This is a genomic window from Neptuniibacter sp. QD48_11 (assembly GCF_047778095.1).
In the GTDB taxonomy this organism is placed as follows: Bacteria; Pseudomonadota; Gammaproteobacteria; order Pseudomonadales; family Balneatricaceae; genus Neptuniibacter.
Genome location: NZ_CP180551.1, coordinates 1,760,110 through 1,778,562, shown reverse-complemented (window position 1 = coordinate 1,778,562; position 18,453 = coordinate 1,760,110). Strand labels below are relative to the sequence as shown.

Genomic DNA, 18,453 nt, shown 5'->3' with positions numbered 1-18,453 from the left:
GTTGTCATCATCATGCTGATCCATTATTTGTCTCCTTGCTTTGCCACAGCACGTGTTGCACGAGAAGGAAAACTTTTAGGTTTCACTTTTCCTCCAAATTTCTTTGCTTCTGCTCTTTGAATTCTTGAAGCAGCTTTCTGGGTCATCTTTGTAGTAGACATAAATTCTAACTCCGCATATAAGGTTATATGTTCAATACGTATCTACACAAAGAAGGCGATAGACCTAGTTACATATATAAACATCCTATTTAACATAATATATATTATGCGAAGTATGATATTGTGAGTTACCAATAGCTATAATCTATGCAAGTGCTCGCTTTTCCATAAATTAAAGCTACTCTTAACGCCTCATAGCTGATAAAAATATGACGTCAGTAAACACCAACAAAATTAGATTTAACACCTACTTTTGCAGCAATAAATACCTAGATCTTAACTAGAAAAAAATATGCTCAATTGGAGACTAAATTTAAAGCACGAAAGCAAAATCGGATAAAAAAGCTATGAATGAGTAATGGGTACTTCAGCTGATTGATAGCTACACAATAGCGCTGGATGAAGGTTTATGAGCTCGCCTGTCACATCAGACTCGACGATTAAGACAGATGGCTCTGGCGCCATACAGTGCATTTTAGCCAGAACCTCATAAGGCTGGTACTTATGGAGCTTACAGCTATTGGATTCGTATAGATCAGCGTCAAGCATTACGCTATCGCCTACAGAAATTTCATTCCAAAGAAACTCGGTTTCTAGGTGCAACTCTGTAAAGTCCAGTACACTCATATCGGCAACCTCGTTTAAGAGAGTTACCTTAAGCTTGGACGATGTTGTGACGAATTGCGAGGTGAACTAGCTCAGAATTGTTGCTAATTTTTAATTTTCTAAAGATGTTTGTACGGTGAGCATGAATGGTTTTAGGGCTCAAAAACATCTCTTCAGCGACTATAGCAACCGTCCGGCCTTCTGCCAGCAGCGAGAATATCTGCAATTCACGCTTTGTAAGACTGCCTAAAGATGATTCGCCAGAAGAGTCTCCATTGATTCGTGAGCGTATCTCTTCGGTAATGTACTCCTCACCTTTATGAATCGCCTTTACGGCCTCTAAAAGCTCATCAGGAGCGCACCTTTTGGTTAAGAAGCCTTTAGCTCCAGCATTTACAACGTGAGCTGGAAATGGATCCGTCTCCATTGCTGTTAATACCAGCACTTTTGCTTTTGGGTCTTTTGAAATAATTCGTCGAATCGCTTCAAGGCCGCCATTCAGATTATTAGAAGCAGTCTCTTCAGGATTTGAATCTGCAGGCATATTCAGATCCATAATCACGACATCAGGCTCATATTGCGAGTACATCTCACAAGCCGATTGACCGTTATCTGCCTCCCCTACAATCTCAATGCTTTCATCAGATATCAGCAGGCGTTGAAATCCAGCCCTAACTAAAGGGTGATCATCAACAAGCAAAATCTTAATTGGGGTCGACATATTCGCTTCCTAATAACCAGGTTGCCCATAGATATTTAAGCTCAAGTTTACGGCCTAATTATCTGATTTATATAAATTTATTATTCTAAATATCACTTGAAGGCGCGATAGCATCGGCACCTTTGTATACATCAAAGCTCTCAACATCCATGGCCCCAGCATTCGAAATTTCTTCAACTGGAATGTGCGCAGGCAAAGCAACCAACTCATCACTATAACCAACAAGCTGGACACCTTCTTTCTTACAATGCCTAAGCACCTTCTCCAGCGCCTTAACAACCGCCACCTGCCTACCATTAAGCTGTTCGCGGGCTATCCTTGGATCTTTGGGCTTACTTGTTACCTGCTTAATAGCATAGCCATCATCATCAAGAAGCTGAATTGTTACATTCTTTAGCTTTTCTTTAAGAAGAAGAACCTTAGCCTGTTTGAAGTCCTGCTCACTATTACAGCACACAGCATCATCAAGGCCACATTGATGTAAGGCATCAACAATCTCTTGATCTTGTGCTGATTCTCTTAAAACTATATCCATTTCAGATAGTTACCTATAAATAGATAGAAATTAGTTTACCTGTAGCAAGCATTATTTTATTAAAGATATGCTCAGCAAGCTATGAATCAATTTTGCACAAAGCTTAATGAAGATTAACATCGTTAATAATATATAGCATCACTACTTTAGGATTCTAATTAGGCGATAACATTTGCTTTAATTTTATCACCTCTAGCTGCAGCTCAGCCTTCTCTCCCGTAAGAATATCAATTGCCCTATTGAGTCTCTTATTCTCCTCTTGCAGGGTGCGATTCTCCACTTGAACCTCAATATATTGATCGATATTAGAGCTGCCTTCAGACATTATCTCTGCCTGCCTCAACTCTCTTGTAAGACGAGATATCTCTGAGTGGCTCTCGATAAGCTTTGTTTCGCACTCTGCGATTTTTAGAAGGCCATCACCCTTCTCATTTGAGAGTCTTTCATTATCTTGCAGCAATCGAAGACATTGCGCCCTCAGCTCCTTTAACTCTCCATGGTCAGCAGAAGATGCTCTAGACAGCTTTCTAGCTCTGTCAGCAAACTCGCTTTCCATGGCGCTTCTTTGTGAATCGAGCTCCTTATTAGCATAAGCAAGCGCTTGTAGCCAAAGCTTGTTAGCAGTATTGGCAACCGGCTCTGGAATGTCTGGGTTTCGCTCAGCCTCATCAAGACGCAGCCCAAGCTCAGACCACCAAACATTTAACGCTTTGTTTATCGTCGTAATTGAGCCTGTTCCAATTCGATCTCTAATGTTCTGCTGTGTGGGCTTTATGCCTTCACGCAACAGCTTATCGGCAGTTTCTTTTACCAAATTCTGTGTATTCTGTTTCATACAATATTAAATATGTATCAAATGATACATATTATTATATACGCGCGCCGCTTTGTTTCAATTTTTATATTGCCGGAATGTCTAGATGAGCTACGCTAAAAGTAACCCTAACTGCATGATAAGGAAGTACTATGAAGGCAAAAATAGCAATCAACGGTTACGGCAGAATAGGCAGAAATATCCTCAGAGCCTTTTATGAATCCCACTTGAGCGACAATTTACAGATAGTTGCCATCAACGACCTTTGTGACCCTCAGGTAAATGCACACCTAACGCAATACGACAGTATTCACGGTCAATTCAGACATGAAGTTATTGCTGAGAACGACGCTTTAATCGTTAATGGCGACGTCATAAAAGTGTTTCGTGAAAAAGACACCAGCGCCCTACCCTGGGCTGATCTAGATATAGATATTGTGTTTGAATGTACCGGATTATTTACGGATAGAGCTTCAGCATCTAAACACATAGAGGCCGGCGCCAAAAAGGTTTTGATATCAGCGCCATCTAAAGATGCGGACGCATGCGTTGTTTACGGTGTAAACCAAGACTCAATTCAACCTCATCACACCATCATCTCAAACGCTTCATGCACAACAAACTGCTTAGCCCCTCTAGCCAAGATTATTAACGACAACTACGGCATCAAGTCAGGCTTAATGACAACCATACATGCCTATACTAACGATCAGCATTTAATGGACGCCTTTAGCGGCGACTTATATAGAGCAAGATCTGCTGCCAGCTCCATGATCCCAACCAAAACAGGCGCTGCAGCAGCAGTTGGACTAGTCCTACCTGAGCTTAAAGGAAAGCTATCAGGCATGGCTATCCGCGTTCCCACCTCAAACGTATCCCTCGTTGATCTCAGCGCAACACTAAAGAACCACTGCTCAGCAAGCGAGCTAAACGACTTAATCCAAAGGGAAGCAGACAATAACTACGTAGGAATCGTTGCATGCAATCACGAACCCCTGGTCTCCATCGATTTCAATCACAGACCCGAATCCTGTATTTTTGATGCCACCCAAACCATGACCCACGAAAACACCATTAAGGTTTTCGCGTGGTATGACAACGAGTGGGGTTTCTCAAATCGAATGCTTGATACAGCCCAGCTAATTCACCAAATCTCAAATTAAGACAACCATAAAAAACTAAGCCCTTCATGCTTAGTGAAGGGCTTAATTTTTCCAGCAAATATAACTTTTATTATTTAAGATAATTTATCTGCGAGAGATATAAATCTTGAGAGCTGCATCCGTATGGGTTGCTAATTTTGGCTTTCAGCGCTGCTTTTATTCTGTGAGGCACCTTACTTACTTCCGTTGCCGTTACAGCTTGATAGTGCTCTTGGACAAGATAGGTTGGTGAGTAACGTGAAACTTGAATGTAGGTTATTCCTCGCTCAGTGATAGAGGCATAACTAATTTTGGAATAGCGGTTCTTATTAATATCGCCTGCGATATAGCCACTATCACAAGCAACCGAAAGCTTTTTACCAGCTGCAGCTGGCTTAAATACATCAGTAGGATCAGCACCTGCCAATACAGCCTCTACTTTATCAGCGTCATTTAAAGGACCTTTTGCAGCCTTATTCGCAGTTGAAGGAGAGCTCGGCGACTGAGCAAGATAATCCATATCAAGCGCTTTGATTGCCTGATACCCGATAACACCAGCAACAGCCAGTATAAATATACCTTTCGGAAGATCTGTCATAATATCTCTAAACCCCCTTTCCTGCGTGTTGCTTATATCCCTCGATGTCATTTAAGTATAGCAATGACTATCTCGTTGACTGCGCTGATCCCTTAAGCAAAAACAACCAACCCTATATATAGTAAGGCTATTCACTTAATAACAGTAACAATAGACATCAATTCAAACAATGCAATATCCATTAAGGCCCGCCAATAAGGGCTTGAGGCGCATTCATGAAACACCTTTAAAAAAAACCATATAAATCACATGGATAGAAGATAGGTATATCAACATGAAAAATAAACTGGCTGACAAAACAGATTAAGAATCAAATAGTTAGGATAGGAAGTTTTTTGTAGGACCTCGCACCACAAATAGAAAGACGTACGCAGGTAACGAAAAACTAACGTAAAATCTATATAAGCATTGAAGATAAATCTATGGAAGTGATTACCAGAAGTGGTGCCCGGGACCGGACTCGAACCGGTACACTCTTGCGAGCGGGAGATTTTAAGTCTCCTGTGTCTACCAATTTCACCACCCGGGCAGAAGATGGAGGCGCGGGTCGGAATCGAACCGGCGTACACGGAGTTGCAGTCCGCTGCATGACCACTCTGCCACCGCGCCTCAATATTGTTACTTTAGAATTTGGAGCGGGAAACGAGGTTCGAACTCGCGACCCCAACCTTGGCAAGGTTGTGCTCTACCACTGAGCTATTCCCGCTCTGCTGTAACAATGTGGTGCGTATTATAGAGAGCCCCATTTATAAGTCAACACATATTTTATAAAAAAATCTGCTTAATTATTAACCACTTACATCTGTTCAGATAAAGCAGGCCAAGAAGCTCTAAGGTACTGATACATAGACCATAAAGTTAATGCTGCTGCTAGATACAGTGCAACAATCCCTGCAATCGATATTGTCGTGTAGGGCTCTGTAACAATCATGAGCATAATCGCCAGCATCTGTAGTGCTGTTTTTACCTTCCCGATATAAGAGACAGCCACACTCGCTCTCTGCCCCACTTCAGCCATCCACTCACGTAGAGCTGATATTACAATCTCTCTACCGATAATTACGATCGACGGAATTGTGATCCACCATGACGCATAGCTTTCAACTAATAGAGCCAGAGATATAGCTACCATTAACTTATCCGCAACAGGATCCAAGAAAGCACCAAAGGGAGAGGTTTGATTCAACTTTCTAGCTAAATATCCATCCAGCCAATCAGTAAAGCCAGCAACGGCAAATACCACGCCTGTAGCAATAGGTGCCCAGCTATAAGGCAAATAGAAGATCAGCACAAAGACAGGAATTAAAACAATACGTAACGATGTAAGTATATTGGGTATATTCATCTGGCATTCAAATATCAGGATGGAGTGCCGCATAGATTTCTTCGGCAATTGTTTTGCTTATGGTAGAGACTTTTGCAATTTCTTCAACACTGGCGCGCTCTACTTCTTGGATTCCACCAAAATGTCTAAGCAGCTCTCTTCTACGCTTAGGACCAACACCGGGTATATCTTCTAACACTGAGCGTTTTCTAGCCTTGCCTCTTCGAGCACGATGTCCGGTAATAGCAAACCTGTGCGCTTCATCACGTATGTGTTGAATTAGATGCAACGCAGCCGAGCTGCTTTCTAATACTGTTTCTTCACCCGTATCGCCTGAAATAAGTACTTCAAAGCCAGCCTTACGTGTAGGCCCTTTAGCCACACCAATCACTAAAACGTCGGATATGCTCAGCTCATCTAGCACTTCCATCGCTTGAGTAACTTGGCCTTTACCACCATCGATTAACAAAATATCAGGTAATTTCCCCTCACCTTTCTTTAGACGCGTGTAACGTCTCAGCAGGGCCTGATGCATTGCGGCATAGTCATCACCTGGAGTAATACCTTCTATATTAAAATGTCTGTAATCCGATTTGAGAGGACCATTTCTATCAAACACCACACATGAAGCAACTGTTGCCTCACCAGAGCTGTGACTTATATCGAAACACTCTAACCGTTGTGGAACCTCATCAAGATCTAAAACACTTTGCAGTTCTAGATAACGGTTATAGATATTCTTTTTGTTAGCTAAATAACTACCTAACTGCTGCTCAGCATTGGTATTAGCAAGTTTCTGCCATGCTGCCCGCTCGCCTCTGACCGTATGAGACAGCGTTACCTTTTTGTTTGATGATTCCTCTATCGCTTGCTGCAAGCAATCTTTATCTTCAACTTCGCTTGGCAAAACAATATAGGAGGGTATTTCTCTTTGCGAACCTAAATACCATTGAGCTACAAAAGCTGAAACAATTTCGCTCGACGTTTCTTCGATGGATACCTTGGGGTAGTGAGCCTTACTTCCGATAATTCTTCCGCCTCGGACAAACAGCATATGTATGCAGACACCACCAGGCTGAACCGAGCAGCCAATAACATCGGCCTCACCTTGCATGCCAGTTACATACTGCTGCTCTTGCACTTTCTGCAAACTAATAAGTTGATCTCTATATAACGCAGCCTTTTCAAACTCAAGGTCAACTGAAGCAGCCTCCATCTGGCTAGCAATTTCATCCATAACCTTGGTGTTTTTGCCATCTAAAAACATAGAAGCATGACGGATATCGTCTTGATAATCCTCTTTAGAGATCGCTTTTACACAAGGCGCCGTGCATCTTTTGATTTGATACTGAAGACAAGGACGCGATCGGTTTTTGTAAAAACTATCATCGCACTGGCGTATCTTAAAGATCTTCTGTAGCAGGTTCAGGCTGTCACGTACAGCCCCTCCGCTTGGGAACGGTCCAAAATATTTACCGCTTTTACGCTTGGCGCCTCGGCTAAATCGCACCGCAGGATAATCATCTTTATCTGAAACGAAGATATATGGGTACGATTTATCGTCACGCAGAAGAATATTATAAGGCGGCCTGTGCTGCTTAATCAGGTTTTGCTCAAGCAATAACGCTTCGGTTTCACTGTTAGTGATAGTGACCTGAACATCAGCTATCTTCGCAACCAACGCACGAGTCTTGATACTGAGACCTGAAGAGCGGAAGTAACTAGAAACTCTGTTTTTAAGGTTTTTGGCTTTTCCAATGTACAGCAGCCCATTGTCTGCATCGTACATTTGGTAGATTCCAGGCCTTTTTGTGAGTTGCTTCAAAAAGGCGCTGGCATCAAATGTTTCGGATGGGGTATTTTCTGACACTGCTTACTGTTCTACCTTGGACAATAGCTTACGGTTATCCATGTATTCATGCGTAGCAATTCTATGAATTTCTTGCAGAGTCTCCATAGTCGACTCAGTAATACCCGCCCCGCGCGAAAGCGATACCTCCAGGTAAACACCTATTTCTGCGTAGTAGCAAAGCTGAGCGTCAGTACTTTGTGCTTTACGAAGTTTAGTTAATGAGATTTGTGCACCATTAACCAAAATATTATTAATATCTGATTCTGATAACAGAACATCACGGTTTTGTTCGCTTAAAGGGACGTTATTATCTGCTGATCTGGTCATTGTATACCCTTATTTATAATCCCATCGTATTTGCAGCATACTTTAAGCATTTCAACAGTTGATGTAAAAAGGAAAGTCTTAGATTACGACGAATCGACTGTTCCTTATTTCATCTACTTAAAAGAGCACTGCGCATGGATAACGATATAGACTGGGTTTTAAGCAGCCCTTCTTTGATAAACGTGCCGAATAGCTATATTCCGTTTCATGACCTTATTAGTGCAGATCAGCCCAAATCAGTAGTAGTTAACAGATTAAGATTTACAGCAAGAAACCTTGGCGGATATTACGAAAACATAGTCAACCACATTCTCAACAATGACACTCATTTATATGATATTAAAAGAAATATTAAGGTTTTTGATAATAAAGTCACTTTGGGTGAACTCGATTTTATAGGTGATTCATCAAGGGGGGACTTCCATCTAGAATGTGCAATTAAATACTATTTAAGAACAGGTTCAGGCACCAAGCTTGCAGATTTTATTGGCCCAGGAAAGAGGGATCGGTTAGATATAAAATACGAGAGGATGGTAGAACATCAACTTAAAATATCTAAAACCCCTCAAGGCATCCTAGCGTGTAAAAGCGAGGGTTTATCCCCTGTGATTTTCGTCATGCTAATGCAGGGTTACCTATTCCATCCTTTTGCTGAGTTTGGTTCTAAAATAGAACTTCACCCTGCAATTAATCCCAATCACCTCCAAGGCTGGTGGCTTAGGCAGAATGAGATTAACCAGGTTAAAAGCCCAGACTTTTACAGCATTATGCATAAGCCTTATTGGCTGATTGCTGATCACTCAAAACTTTTGGATTATGCCGAATTTGAGGCAGAGCTGTTAAAAGCCGACAGGCCCACTCTTGTGGCTAGATTTAATAAAAAAGGGGAAGAGTTAGATCGTGGGTTTGTGGTGCCGAACGAATGGTAGATAGAAGTTAGCCGAGCATCTAAGCGAGATACCCGGCTAAAGCAAAAGCTTACTTTTCTGCAGCAGCTGCGTCTTTAGCAATCATCTTTTTAAGTACTTTGATGCCAACAAAAGTGCCAACAATCATGCACGCAACGATGACTAAGCTCGGAGCAACAGAGATTAGGTTATATTTATCCATAGAACTGTCCTAGATATTTTGTAGTAGTAATAAAGAAATATCGGGGGCAATTATATAGAGCTAACAGCCTGTGTCTATCCATCTATGGCCCATAAAAACCATTGAAAAATAATGGTTATTTTTTGCTGTCACCCTCTAAACGCATCAACAGACTTGAGGTATCGCAACGCCCTCCACCCATTTGCTGAACATCCGCGTAAAACTGATCTACCAAAGCCGTAACCGGCAATCTAGCACCATTTTTTCTGGATTCATCTAGAACAATATTTAGATCTTTACGCATCCAATCAACAGCAAATCCAAAATCATACTCATCCTCAATCATGGTTTGGTGGCGATTAACCATTTGCCAAGAACCTGCTGCACCATGCTGAATTACATCGAACACCTGGGCTGCATCTAAACCAGCAGCTTTTGCAAAATGCACACCTTCAGCTAAGCCTTGGACTAACCCAGCTATGCAAATCTGATTTACCATTTTCGCTAACTGACCAGAGCCAGCCTCACCTAGCAAACGAGTAGATTTTGCATAACAATCCATAACTGGCTCAACAACAGAAAAGTTGGCAGCATTACCACCTACCATAATACTTAAAACGCCATTCTCCGCACCTGCCTGACCTCCTGAAACTGGAGCATCAAAAAAGCCTACGCCTTGCTCTCCTGCCAGTTCCGATAGCTCTCTAGCAACTTCAGCAGATGCAGTAGTGTGATCCACCAAAATTGAACCAGCTTGCATAGAGCTTAATACACCCTGCTCGCCTGATGTCACAGCTCTTAAATCATTATCATTGCCGACACAGGTAAACACGATATCTGCACCCTGAGCAGCCATTGCAGGTGTTAAAGCAAAGCTGCCTTTATAGTCCTCAATCCATGCCTCTGATTTAGCTGTTGTGCGGTTGTAAACCGTAACATCGTGACCTGCCTGTGCTAAATGCCCTGCCATCGGGTATCCCATGACACCCAAACCTATAAATGCAACTTTCATTCTTATTATCCCATCTAGATTGAACTGTTTTATTCTTTATAGGCTCAGAGTATAAAGGATGGAACAGCAAACACCATCTCGTACTTTTTAAATCGCTATTTTGCTATCATCTTGCCCTGTATTTAACGAGAGCTATTTATGTCCTTCTTAAAATCAACACTTATTTCCATTTTTCTGTTTGCGACTTCTGCCAATGCGTTAGCACAAAGCGAACTCTATAAACTGAGTTTTCAAAACACAGACCATGAAATGGTTTCTTTGGCGAATTACAAAGGAAAAGTCGTTCTACTTAACTTCTGGGCAACTTGGTGTCCGCCATGCATTAAAGAGATGCCATCAATGCAAAGGCTGCAGGAGCATTTTGCCGATCAAGAATTTGAGATTGTGGCTATAAATGCCGGTGAGGATTCTGTATCTGTTTCGAGTTTTTTAATGGAGCTGGATACCGAATTAACTTTCACTATCTTACTCGATGAGAAAAATCGTTCTTTTAATGAATTTGGGATTAAAGGACTGCCAATGACGTTATTGTTCGATAAAGAGGGAAAATTGATTGAAACAATTCTTGGCGGGAAAGAGTGGGATCACCCTGAATCTATTGCGTTGATTAGTAAGACTTTAAATTAAGCCATGGATCGATGATCCATGGCTTTAAAAACTTATTCAGCCAATACCGCAACTGCTGCTTGAGCTGCAACCCCAATTTTGATTGGCGCATCCATCTCAGCAAGTGTGTTTTCTAGAGCGTCAAGGCACAGCATAACATTGCGCTGAGTACATGCAGTACCCATCAAACCGATACGCCATACTTTACCAGCCAAAGCACCAAGACCCGCACCAATCTCTAGATTGTAATTTTTGAGTAGCGCAGTACGCACAGCAGCATCATCAACGCCTTCAGGAATGATGACAGAGTTAAGCTGTGGCAGGCGACAGTCTTCATCAACTAGGAAACCAATGCCCATTGCTTCAAGACCCGCACGCAGTGCCAAATGCAACTTCTGATGACGAGCCCAAGCATTTTCAAGCCCTTCTTCTTCTAGCATTACTAGAGCTTCATGAAGCGCATATAGAGAGTTCACAGGCGCAGTGTGATGATAAGCACGCTTTCCACCACCACCCCAGTAACCCATTACAAGGTTCGTATCTAAGAACCAGCTAGGAACTGAACTTGTACGGTTTTGGATAGCCTCAACTGCTTTCTGACTAAAACTCACTGGAGAGATACCAGGAGGACAAGAAAGGCACTTCTGTGTACCGGAGTAAATTGCATCAATACCCCAGCCATCAACGTCAACTTCTACACCGCCAAGAGACGTTACAGCATCAACAATAGTAAGAGCACCGTTAGCCTGAGCTATCTCACAAAGCGCTTTTGCATCAGAACGAACACCCGTAGATGTTTCTGCGTGAACAAAAGCCAAAGCTTTAACATTTTCATTGTCTGCAAACGCTGCTTTAACCTTTTCAAGATCCACAGGCTGACCCCATTCATCTTGAACAAGAATGCATTCGCCACCAAAACGCTCTACATTCTCTTTCATACGACCGCCAAAAACACCGTTTTGGCAGACGATCACCTTATCACCCGGCTCAACCAAGTTAACAAAGCATGCTTCCATTCCTGCAGAACCAGGTGCAGACACAGGCATTGTTAATTCGTTTTCAGTTTTGAAGAGGTTTTTCAGCATCACTTTAATCTCATCCATCATGCGGATAAATTCAGGATCAAGGTGACCGATTGTTGGGCGAGCCATCGCCGAAAGAACTCGAGGGCTTACATCTGATGGTCCAGGGCCCATCAGGGTACGAACAGGTGGGTAAAAAGAGGTAGTCATTTAAGGCCCTTATAATTGCTACATGTTACAAAGGCCTTATTTGTATCAGTTGGAAGCCAACTCATCAATCATTGCGATGATCATTTCTGCAGAATGTTTAGCTGCAGTCACAAGAAATTGGTCGAATGACACGCCAGACTCTTTACCTGCAATGTCTGACAAAGCACGAATCACGATGAACGGCGTATTAAATTGATGACAAGTTTGAGCAATCGCAGCAGCTTCCATCTCAACAGCTTTCATCTCAGGGAACAATTTGCGTTTGCGCTCTACTCGCTCAGGGTCGTTCATGAACTGATCGCCCGTACAGATCAAACCACGAGTCGTTTTCATGCCGTCCATGCGTTCTATACAACGCTCAGCGACCTTTGCCAAAGTCGCGTCTGGAGTAAATGCTGCAGGCTGACGTGGCACTTGGCCATATTCGTAGCCAAATACAGTTAAATCCACATCGTGATGACGAATTTCAGAAGAAATTACGATATCACCAACATTGAGCTCTGGATCATAACCACCAGCAGAGCCTGTATTGATAACACAATCAGGTTTAAATGCCTGAAGAAGAATAGTAGTTCCAATAGCCGCGTTGACTTTACCGATACCAGATTTAAGCAAAACGATATCGTGTCCATGTAACTTACCTGTAAAAAGTAAGTACCCAGCTATTTCGTGGTCTTCTCTCTCTTCCAGTGCAGCTTTTAACAGCTCCACCTCTTCATCCATTGCACCGATAATACCGATACGAATGTTGCCGTTTTTCTGAGAAAGTAGCGCGGAAATGCTTTGTTCTTGGGTCATCAATGTTTACCGTCTAAAAAGGCCGTAATTACCATCTTAATAATGCGCGATTAGAGCATAGCTTTTATAAAAAACCTAGCCCCAATCCCCATGAATACTGGCTTATGACCGTTAAATTGCGCTCAAGCCTCAAATAAATAGATATTAATTGATTTAGTACAGGCTATTGCTAAGGCTCAGTTTTACCTATTGGGTACAATCCTGACCAACCAAAGCCGCTAAACAATTGATCACAATATTCATCGACTGGTGCAGTTAGTTTTAGAGTTTGTTCTGTTACAGGGTGAATAAACTCCAGCTCAGTCGCCATTAGCATCAAGCGCTGAAGATCGAATTCCTGCTTTAAAGCTTTGTTATGTTTATTGTCACCGTGTTTGGTATCACCCGCGATTGGATGAAAGATATGCTTCATATGACGACGGATTTGGTGCTTTCTTCCTGTTTCCGGCTTAACTTCCACCAATGAGTAACGCGATCTTTCATACCGCCCTACCGGCATATCAATCTCAACCATCCCTAAACGCTTATAATTTGAGACAGCTTCTTGAGGTTCTTTATCTTGATTTGCGTGCTTATCAGCAATTTTGTCTAGCTGCTCTTTCAGCGCATAATCGATCACATCTTGCTCTGGAGTGTAGCCACGACACATACAGAGATAGGTCTTACTAATCTTTCTTTCTGCAAAGATTAGATTCATTTGTTGCGCTATCTCTTTGTTTTTGCCAAATAAAATAACCCCAGAGGTTGGTCGATCTAAACGATGAATGGTGTAAGGACTACCACCATCGAAATAGTTTTTCAGCATGGACGCTAAATTAGGTGTACCACGAGGTGCGATCCAGCTTGGGTGAACCAACAAACCAGAAGGCTTATTTACTGCAATTAAATGCTCGTCTTCAAAGAGAATATCAAGATCAGTCATAACAAAGGTCGTTTCAGTATGAGCGGGAGATTCTACCCCCCACTAAAACTATGTAAAGGGCTTGAAAAACCGACTAAAATACTTATATATAGAGAAACTTAATAGGGAAATCTTTTTCGAGGATATCATGCGTAACGTAAATACTTACGATGCTCGTTCCGAACAGTCCGTACTGCAGACGAACAAAGTCATTCGTAACACATACATGCTGCTAGCCATGACAATGGTTGTAAGCGCCATTACAGCTGGCATTGCAATGCTTGTTCAAGCACCTATGATTGCTTACTTAGGCTCTGTCATTTTAGGCTTTGTAATGCTTTTCATTCTAAATAAAAAGCAAAACAGCGCAGCCGCGCTACCTCTAGTATTTGCCTTTACAGGCTTAATGGGATTTGGCCTTGGTGCAATTATCAATCGCTACTTAGGCCTTGCTAACGGCGGCGAAATTGTAACCACAGCTTTCGCTATGACAGCCCTAACCTTCTTCGGCCTTTCTGCTTATGTATTGACGAGTAAGAAAGACTTCAGTTTCATGGGTGGCTTTTTATCTGCTGGTATGATGGTTGCGCTTATCGCAATGGTGGCATTGTTTGTATTGCCTCTTTTCGGTGTTCACATGCCAGCTCTTCACCTTGCCTTCTCTGCCCTTGTAGTTCTTTTGATGTGCGGCATGATTCTGTATGACACAAGCAACATTGTTAATGGTGTATATACAAACTATATCATGGCTACAGTTAGTCTTTATCTAAACATATACAACCTATTCGTTCATTTAATGAGCCTATTAGGTTTCATGAGTGACGACTAAGTAGTTCGTAAATCTATAAAAAGCCCCGCTTTCTTTGTTAAGATTGCGGGGCTTTTTAGTTATAGGCTTTAGCAATTCAATGAAATTCTCAATAGTTATTCAGGCCTCACCCTCTAGCAGTCAATCGGCTGTGACAGCATTACGTTATGCTAAAACACTCTTGCAGCAAGGCCATGAGCTGTATCGAGTGTTCTTTTATGCCGATGGGGTTAATCTCGCTAACTCTCTAATCGCCCCACCACAGGATGAAACCCATTTACCTAGAGAGTGGCAAGCCTTGGCAACCGAACACGATCTAGACCTTGTTGTCTGCATCGCTGCGGCAGTTAAGCGAGGCGTACTAGATGACAATGAAGCTAAGCGATATGAAAAACCGTGTGGAAACATTTCCAAAGGCTTTGAATTGTCCGGTCTTGGCCAACTAGCTGAAGCTATTGCCGTTTCAGATCGCGTCGTTACATTTGGGGCTTAATGATGAGTGATAAAAAATCAGTTTTAATCCTGAATCAGCATGCGCCTTATGGCACAAGTTACGCACGTGAAGCATTGGATGTCGCTTTAACCTGCTCCATTTTCGAAATGCCGCTTAGTTTGGCTTTTTTAGGTGATGGTTTGTTCCAGCTTCTCAAAAGCCACAATACCCAGCAAACTGGCCACAAGAACATTGAGTCAATGTTAAGCGCATTACCCATGTACGATATTGATCAGATATTTGTTTGCGCTGAAGATCTTGAAGCTAACGCCCTTTCAGAAACTGATCTAGGTTTGCCCGTTCAAATTATCTCTCGGAACGACCTAAGCAAACTACTTGATAGCCACGATACTGTATTGACGTTCTAATATGATTTTACATCTGCTGAATAAATCTCATAACAACACGCAACTTTTAAACAGAATGCTTGCGAGCGTTAAAGACAAAGACACCGTTCTAGTAATTGAAGACGGCGTCTATGCCGCGCTATCTGCTAACGCTTCACTTTTCTCTGACTTACCTGAGAGCTGTAAACTCTTTGCCTTAGAGCCTGATGTAAGCGCACGCGGCCTAACTGATAAACTCAGCACTCGTTTTACACTGGCAACAGATGAGCAGTTTGTAGAACTAAGCTGCAAAATGAACAAAGTTGTTAGCTGGTTTTAATATGACTATCGAATTTGATGAAGAAGGCTATCTCAGAAACTTAGACGACTGGAATGAGACCGTTGCTCATTCAATAGCTGACTCAGAGGGTCTTACATTGACCCAAGATCATTGGGAGATCATCAATATTATTCGTGATTTCTACGAACAATATCAGCTTTCCCCTGCAATGCGTCCTTTAGTGAAAGCGGTTTCACTAAAGCTAGGCAAAGACAAAGGGAAAAGCATCTACCTAATGAAGCTATTTCCAGGCAGTCCTGCGAAATTGATCGCCAAGATTTCCGGCTTACCAAAACCGGATAACTGCCTATAGATATTAAATAAATTCACTCCATCCAGCTGAAATAATTACTTTTTTTGATCTGTACGGTTTAAACCGTAGCATTGCTAGTCTATGCTGTAACAAAACGCTATCTCCCCACTTTCAAGCTTTTCAAAGCTGTGGGATACTCGAAATATATAAAAAGAACTCTTTTTACCTGAAGAGTCCTAAGTTGTAGCAAACAGGATAGGTAGAACACTATGGGTCTAGAAGCAGCAGCTGAACACCTTAAAGCATTACAAGCTGAGCAATCATTACACCAAGAAGCCAGCGATACTAAGCGCAGCAATCAAGAAGAAGTTATTTATCATCAATGGGCTACATTCAAAGTTGATAATGAATTATATGGTGTTGATGTAGTTCAGGTAAAAGAGGTGCTTCGTTACAGCGAGATCACCCCTGTACCAGGCTCTGACTATTTTATTCTGGGTATTATTAATCTGCGTGGTAATGTTGTTACCGTTATTGATACACGCCAGATGTTTGGTCTAAGCCCACACGAGCCTGATGACGATACGCGCATCATTGTTGTTGAATACAATGAACAAGAAGTAGTTGGTTTGGTTGTAGATAGCGTTGATGAGGTAATCAACCTACCTCAGAACGATATTGATCGCGCACCTAACGCTACTGGCGAAGAGACAACAAAGCGCTTCGTTCAAGGCGTTTGCTACTACAACAGCATTTTGATTATTTTACTAGATCTCTTAAAAATGCTGCAAAGCGTCACTCCTATGGAGACCGCCGAAGAATTCTAAGCTTAACAAGCATGAAAAAAGCTGCATTTGCAGCTTTTTTTCTGACTGAAATATACCAAGGCTTAAAAGACAATCTAACCAATATGCACAGCTATATGCCTTCTTGATGAGCAATGACGATGCTCCCAGCAATATACGCCCTGCCATGTCCCTAAGCACAACTGACCGTTTAGTACAGGAATGGATAAATAGGGACTCGTCAGAACACTTTTTATGTGGGCAGGCATATCATCATCGCCCTCTAGCGTGTGGGTATACAGTGAATCACGTTCAGGCACTAAACGATTTAACCAATTCTCTAAATCGTGTTTAGCACTAGGATCGGCATTTTCCTGAATAATTAGGCTGGCACTTGTATGCTGTATCAACAACGTACATAAACCTTCATTTACACCACTCTGATCCACTAATTGCTGTAACTGACGTGTGAATTCATAAAGCCCTTGGCGGCCTGTTTTGACTGTAAGTAGCTTTACCATAAAAAAATGCCCCTTCAGATGAAGAGGCACTTTAACAGATTAATAATAGTTAAAACTACATTACTCTGTTTGTTGTCATGAATCTGTCTTCGTCCTCTGGACCTGCATTATCCGCATATAAAGTTACACCGGAGCGTAAGCAGATAGATAGATTCTGGTGAGAAGCTTCTGTTTCTTTAGGCAGCAAGTGATCAACGATCTGCTTTTCATCCAACAACTCTTGCTCTGTTGCAGTAAGACGTTGGCGGCTGAAATCGTTTACATCGATATCATGAACGATTTGGTAACGACCGTAGTTACAGCGCACTGGGAATGAATAGAAGATACCTTTTGCGATACCGTAGCTACCATCACTTAAGATACCCATACTGATAATTTCACCCGGCTCTGTACCAAGCACCCAATCACGCATCTGGTCAACGATCGCTTGTGCTGCTGATGCTGCACTCGATAAGCCACGCGCTTCGATAATCTCACCACCACGCTTCTGCACTTTAGGGATGAACTCTTCTCGGTACCAAGAAGTGTCAATCTGGGACATTGCAGGCTTGCCTAGGATCGTTGCCTGGTGCAAATCTGGGTATTGAGTTGGAGAATGGTTACCCCAAATCATGATTCCGCCGATATCTCGCGTAGTAGCACCACAGTGATTCGCTAGAATACCTTTAGCGCGGTTGTGATCCAAACGAGTTAAGCAGGTAAACTGAGACGGGCTTAAATCCGGCGCATTTCGGCTAGCGATAAGAGCATTAGTGTTTGCAGGGTTACCCGTAACAAGTACTTTTACATCACGGTTCGCAAAATCATTTAGCGCTTTACCCTGACGAGCAAAGATAGCGGCGTTTTCTTCAAGTAGATCGCTACGTTCCATGCCTGGGCCACGTGGCTTAGCACCTACCAACAATGCATAGTGAGCATTTTTAAAACCGTCTTCTACATTGTCATGCAGGGTGATGGTATGAAGAAGCGGGTATGCACAATCCATCAATTCCATTGCGACACCACGAAGTGCATCCATCGCTTGCGGTAGTTCAATCAGCTGCAGAATCACAGGCTGATCTTTACCCATCATTTCACCAGCAGCAATCTTAAACAGCAAACTGTAGCTAATAGCACCTGCGGCACCGGTTACGGCTACTCGAACTGGACGTCTCATTGCTTTTTACCCCTAAATATTGGCAATAAAATCATTTAATACCAAAGTATATA

Annotated in this window: 25 protein-coding genes and 3 tRNA genes; 9 read left to right on the top strand and 19 right to left on the bottom strand. The window is 42.3% G+C overall.

The features are described 5' to 3' along the window. Nucleotides 1-23: 23 nt before the first annotated feature. The 5 genes from ACMXYU_RS08190 to ACMXYU_RS08170 all read right to left on the bottom strand — a co-directional run bounded on the left by ACMXYU_RS08190 (nt 24) and on the right by ACMXYU_RS08170 (nt 2,858). Nucleotides 24-161, bottom strand: coding sequence for a hypothetical protein (locus tag ACMXYU_RS08190; protein ID WP_415901078.1), 138 nt, complete (start codon nt 159-161; stop codon nt 24-26). Between the two features lie 345 nt (nt 162-506). Then, nucleotides 507-788 carry a hypothetical protein gene (locus tag ACMXYU_RS08185; protein WP_415901077.1) on the bottom strand — a complete coding sequence of 94 codons (282 nt, stop codon included), beginning with the start codon at nt 786-788 and terminating at the stop codon, nt 507-509. 28 nt (nt 789-816) lie between these two features. After that, a complete protein-coding gene (locus ACMXYU_RS08180; protein WP_415901076.1) occupies nt 817-1,488 on the bottom strand; it encodes a response regulator in 672 nt (223 codons plus the stop codon). A gap of 85 nt (nt 1,489-1,573) precedes the next feature. Beyond that, nucleotides 1,574-2,023 (bottom strand): response regulator, encoded by a 450-nt coding sequence (locus tag ACMXYU_RS08175; protein WP_415901075.1) that lies wholly within the window; start codon nt 2,021-2,023, stop codon nt 1,574-1,576. A gap of 154 nt (nt 2,024-2,177) precedes the next feature. Beyond that, nucleotides 2,178-2,858: a DNA-binding protein gene (locus tag ACMXYU_RS08170; RefSeq protein WP_415901074.1), complete on the bottom strand. Its 681-nt coding sequence runs from the start codon at nt 2,856-2,858 to the stop codon at nt 2,178-2,180. Nucleotides 2,859-2,989: 131 nt separating this feature from the next. Here ACMXYU_RS08170 and gap point away from each other — a divergent pair, with 131 nt between their 5' ends. Continuing rightward, complete coding sequence (gene gap / locus ACMXYU_RS08165) at nt 2,990-4,000, top strand: type I glyceraldehyde-3-phosphate dehydrogenase (protein ID WP_415901073.1); 1,011 nt, start codon at nt 2,990-2,992, stop codon at nt 3,998-4,000. Nucleotides 4,001-4,070: 70 nt separating this feature from the next. Here gap and ACMXYU_RS08160 read toward each other — a convergent pair whose 3' ends face one another. The 7 genes from ACMXYU_RS08160 to ACMXYU_RS08130 form a co-directional block, all read right to left on the bottom strand. Next, nucleotides 4,071-4,577, bottom strand: a complete 507-nt coding sequence (locus ACMXYU_RS08160) for a hypothetical protein (protein ID WP_415901072.1) — start codon at nt 4,575-4,577, stop codon at nt 4,071-4,073. A gap of 442 nt (nt 4,578-5,019) precedes the next feature. Then, nucleotides 5,020-5,106, bottom strand: a tRNA-Leu gene (locus ACMXYU_RS08155). A 6-nt stretch (nt 5,107-5,112) separates the two neighbouring features. Then, nucleotides 5,113-5,186, bottom strand: a tRNA-Cys gene (locus ACMXYU_RS08150). A 22-nt stretch (nt 5,187-5,208) separates the two neighbouring features. Next, nucleotides 5,209-5,283 (bottom strand) — tRNA-Gly (locus ACMXYU_RS08145). A gap of 90 nt (nt 5,284-5,373) precedes the next feature. Continuing rightward, nucleotides 5,374-5,922: a CDP-diacylglycerol--glycerol-3-phosphate 3-phosphatidyltransferase gene (pgsA, locus tag ACMXYU_RS08140; protein WP_415901071.1), complete on the bottom strand. Its 549-nt coding sequence runs from the start codon at nt 5,920-5,922 to the stop codon at nt 5,374-5,376. A 7-nt stretch (nt 5,923-5,929) separates the two neighbouring features. After that, nucleotides 5,930-7,771 carry an excinuclease ABC subunit UvrC gene (gene uvrC, locus ACMXYU_RS08135; RefSeq protein WP_415901070.1) on the bottom strand — a complete coding sequence of 614 codons (1,842 nt, stop codon included), beginning with the start codon at nt 7,769-7,771 and terminating at the stop codon, nt 5,930-5,932. A 3-nt stretch (nt 7,772-7,774) separates the two neighbouring features. Continuing rightward, nucleotides 7,775-8,080 (bottom strand): excinuclease ABC subunit C, encoded by a 306-nt coding sequence (locus tag ACMXYU_RS08130; RefSeq protein WP_415901069.1) that lies wholly within the window; start codon nt 8,078-8,080, stop codon nt 7,775-7,777. 134 nt (nt 8,081-8,214) lie between these two features. Here ACMXYU_RS08130 and ACMXYU_RS08125 point away from each other — a divergent pair, with 134 nt between their 5' ends. Then, nucleotides 8,215-9,009 (top strand): DUF1853 family protein, encoded by a 795-nt coding sequence (locus tag ACMXYU_RS08125; RefSeq protein ID WP_415901068.1) that lies wholly within the window; start codon nt 8,215-8,217, stop codon nt 9,007-9,009. Between the two features lie 49 nt (nt 9,010-9,058). Here ACMXYU_RS08125 and ACMXYU_RS08120 read toward each other — a convergent pair whose 3' ends face one another. Together ACMXYU_RS08120 and ACMXYU_RS08115 are read right to left on the bottom strand one after the other, a co-directional pair. After that, nucleotides 9,059-9,190 carry a hypothetical protein gene (locus tag ACMXYU_RS08120; RefSeq protein ID WP_415901067.1) on the bottom strand — a complete coding sequence of 44 codons (132 nt, stop codon included), beginning with the start codon at nt 9,188-9,190 and terminating at the stop codon, nt 9,059-9,061. A 115-nt stretch (nt 9,191-9,305) separates the two neighbouring features. Then, a complete protein-coding gene (locus ACMXYU_RS08115) occupies nt 9,306-10,181 on the bottom strand; it encodes an NAD(P)-dependent oxidoreductase (RefSeq protein WP_415901066.1) in 876 nt (291 codons plus the stop codon). Nucleotides 10,182-10,319: 138 nt separating this feature from the next. Between ACMXYU_RS08115 and ACMXYU_RS08110 the strand changes: the two genes are divergently transcribed. Further along, the gene (locus ACMXYU_RS08110) at nt 10,320-10,808 is read left to right on the top strand and encodes a TlpA disulfide reductase family protein (RefSeq protein WP_415901065.1); all 489 of its coding nucleotides are present in this window, start codon (nt 10,320-10,322) and stop codon (nt 10,806-10,808) included. A gap of 32 nt (nt 10,809-10,840) precedes the next feature. Here the strand turns inward: ACMXYU_RS08110 and ACMXYU_RS08105 are convergent, their stop codons facing one another. From ACMXYU_RS08105 to ACMXYU_RS08095, 3 genes are all read right to left on the bottom strand, one after another. Further along, the gene (locus ACMXYU_RS08105) at nt 10,841-12,019 is read right to left on the bottom strand and encodes a pyridoxal-phosphate-dependent aminotransferase family protein (RefSeq protein ID WP_415901064.1); all 1,179 of its coding nucleotides are present in this window, start codon (nt 12,017-12,019) and stop codon (nt 10,841-10,843) included. Nucleotides 12,020-12,064: 45 nt separating this feature from the next. Then, nucleotides 12,065-12,817: a 5'-methylthioadenosine/S-adenosylhomocysteine nucleosidase gene (gene mtnN, locus ACMXYU_RS08100; protein ID WP_415901063.1), complete on the bottom strand. Its 753-nt coding sequence runs from the start codon at nt 12,815-12,817 to the stop codon at nt 12,065-12,067. A 169-nt stretch (nt 12,818-12,986) separates the two neighbouring features. Then, the gene (locus tag ACMXYU_RS08095) at nt 12,987-13,739 is read right to left on the bottom strand and encodes a pseudouridine synthase (protein ID WP_415901062.1); all 753 of its coding nucleotides are present in this window, start codon (nt 13,737-13,739) and stop codon (nt 12,987-12,989) included. Between the two features lie 127 nt (nt 13,740-13,866). On the opposite strand from ACMXYU_RS08095, the gene ACMXYU_RS08090 reads away from it, so the two are divergent. The 6 genes from ACMXYU_RS08090 (at nt 13,867) to ACMXYU_RS08065 (ending at nt 16,765) form a co-directional block, all read left to right on the top strand. Continuing rightward, complete coding sequence (locus ACMXYU_RS08090; protein ID WP_415901061.1) at nt 13,867-14,547, top strand: Bax inhibitor-1/YccA family protein; 681 nt, start codon at nt 13,867-13,869, stop codon at nt 14,545-14,547. Between the two features lie 79 nt (nt 14,548-14,626). Next, nucleotides 14,627-15,019 (top strand): sulfurtransferase complex subunit TusD, encoded by a 393-nt coding sequence (gene tusD / locus ACMXYU_RS08085; protein ID WP_415901060.1) that lies wholly within the window; start codon nt 14,627-14,629, stop codon nt 15,017-15,019. Nucleotides 15,020-15,021: 2 nt separating this feature from the next. Next, nucleotides 15,022-15,387 carry a sulfurtransferase complex subunit TusC gene (gene tusC, locus ACMXYU_RS08080; RefSeq protein WP_415901059.1) on the top strand — a complete coding sequence of 122 codons (366 nt, stop codon included), beginning with the start codon at nt 15,022-15,024 and terminating at the stop codon, nt 15,385-15,387. Between the two features lies 1 nt (nt 15,388). Further along, the gene (tusB, locus tag ACMXYU_RS08075; protein ID WP_415901058.1) at nt 15,389-15,685 is read left to right on the top strand and encodes a sulfurtransferase complex subunit TusB; all 297 of its coding nucleotides are present in this window, start codon (nt 15,389-15,391) and stop codon (nt 15,683-15,685) included. A 1-nt stretch (nt 15,686) separates the two neighbouring features. Further along, the gene (locus ACMXYU_RS08070) at nt 15,687-15,998 is read left to right on the top strand and encodes a TusE/DsrC/DsvC family sulfur relay protein (RefSeq protein WP_415901057.1); all 312 of its coding nucleotides are present in this window, start codon (nt 15,687-15,689) and stop codon (nt 15,996-15,998) included. Between the two features lie 209 nt (nt 15,999-16,207). After that, nucleotides 16,208-16,765 carry a chemotaxis protein CheW gene (locus ACMXYU_RS08065; RefSeq protein ID WP_415901056.1) on the top strand — a complete coding sequence of 186 codons (558 nt, stop codon included), beginning with the start codon at nt 16,208-16,210 and terminating at the stop codon, nt 16,763-16,765. A gap of 74 nt (nt 16,766-16,839) precedes the next feature. On the opposite strand, the gene ACMXYU_RS08060 is transcribed toward ACMXYU_RS08065, so the two are convergent. Both ACMXYU_RS08060 and ACMXYU_RS08055 read right to left on the bottom strand, forming a co-directional pair. Next, on the bottom strand, nt 16,840-17,244 hold the full coding sequence (locus ACMXYU_RS08060) for a secondary thiamine-phosphate synthase enzyme YjbQ (RefSeq protein ID WP_415901055.1): 405 nt from the start codon (nt 17,242-17,244) through the stop codon (nt 16,840-16,842). Nucleotides 17,245-17,299: 55 nt separating this feature from the next. After that, nucleotides 17,300-18,400: a malate dehydrogenase gene (locus tag ACMXYU_RS08055; protein WP_415901054.1), complete on the bottom strand. Its 1,101-nt coding sequence runs from the start codon at nt 18,398-18,400 to the stop codon at nt 17,300-17,302. Between the last annotated feature and the right edge of the window lie 53 nt (nt 18,401-18,453).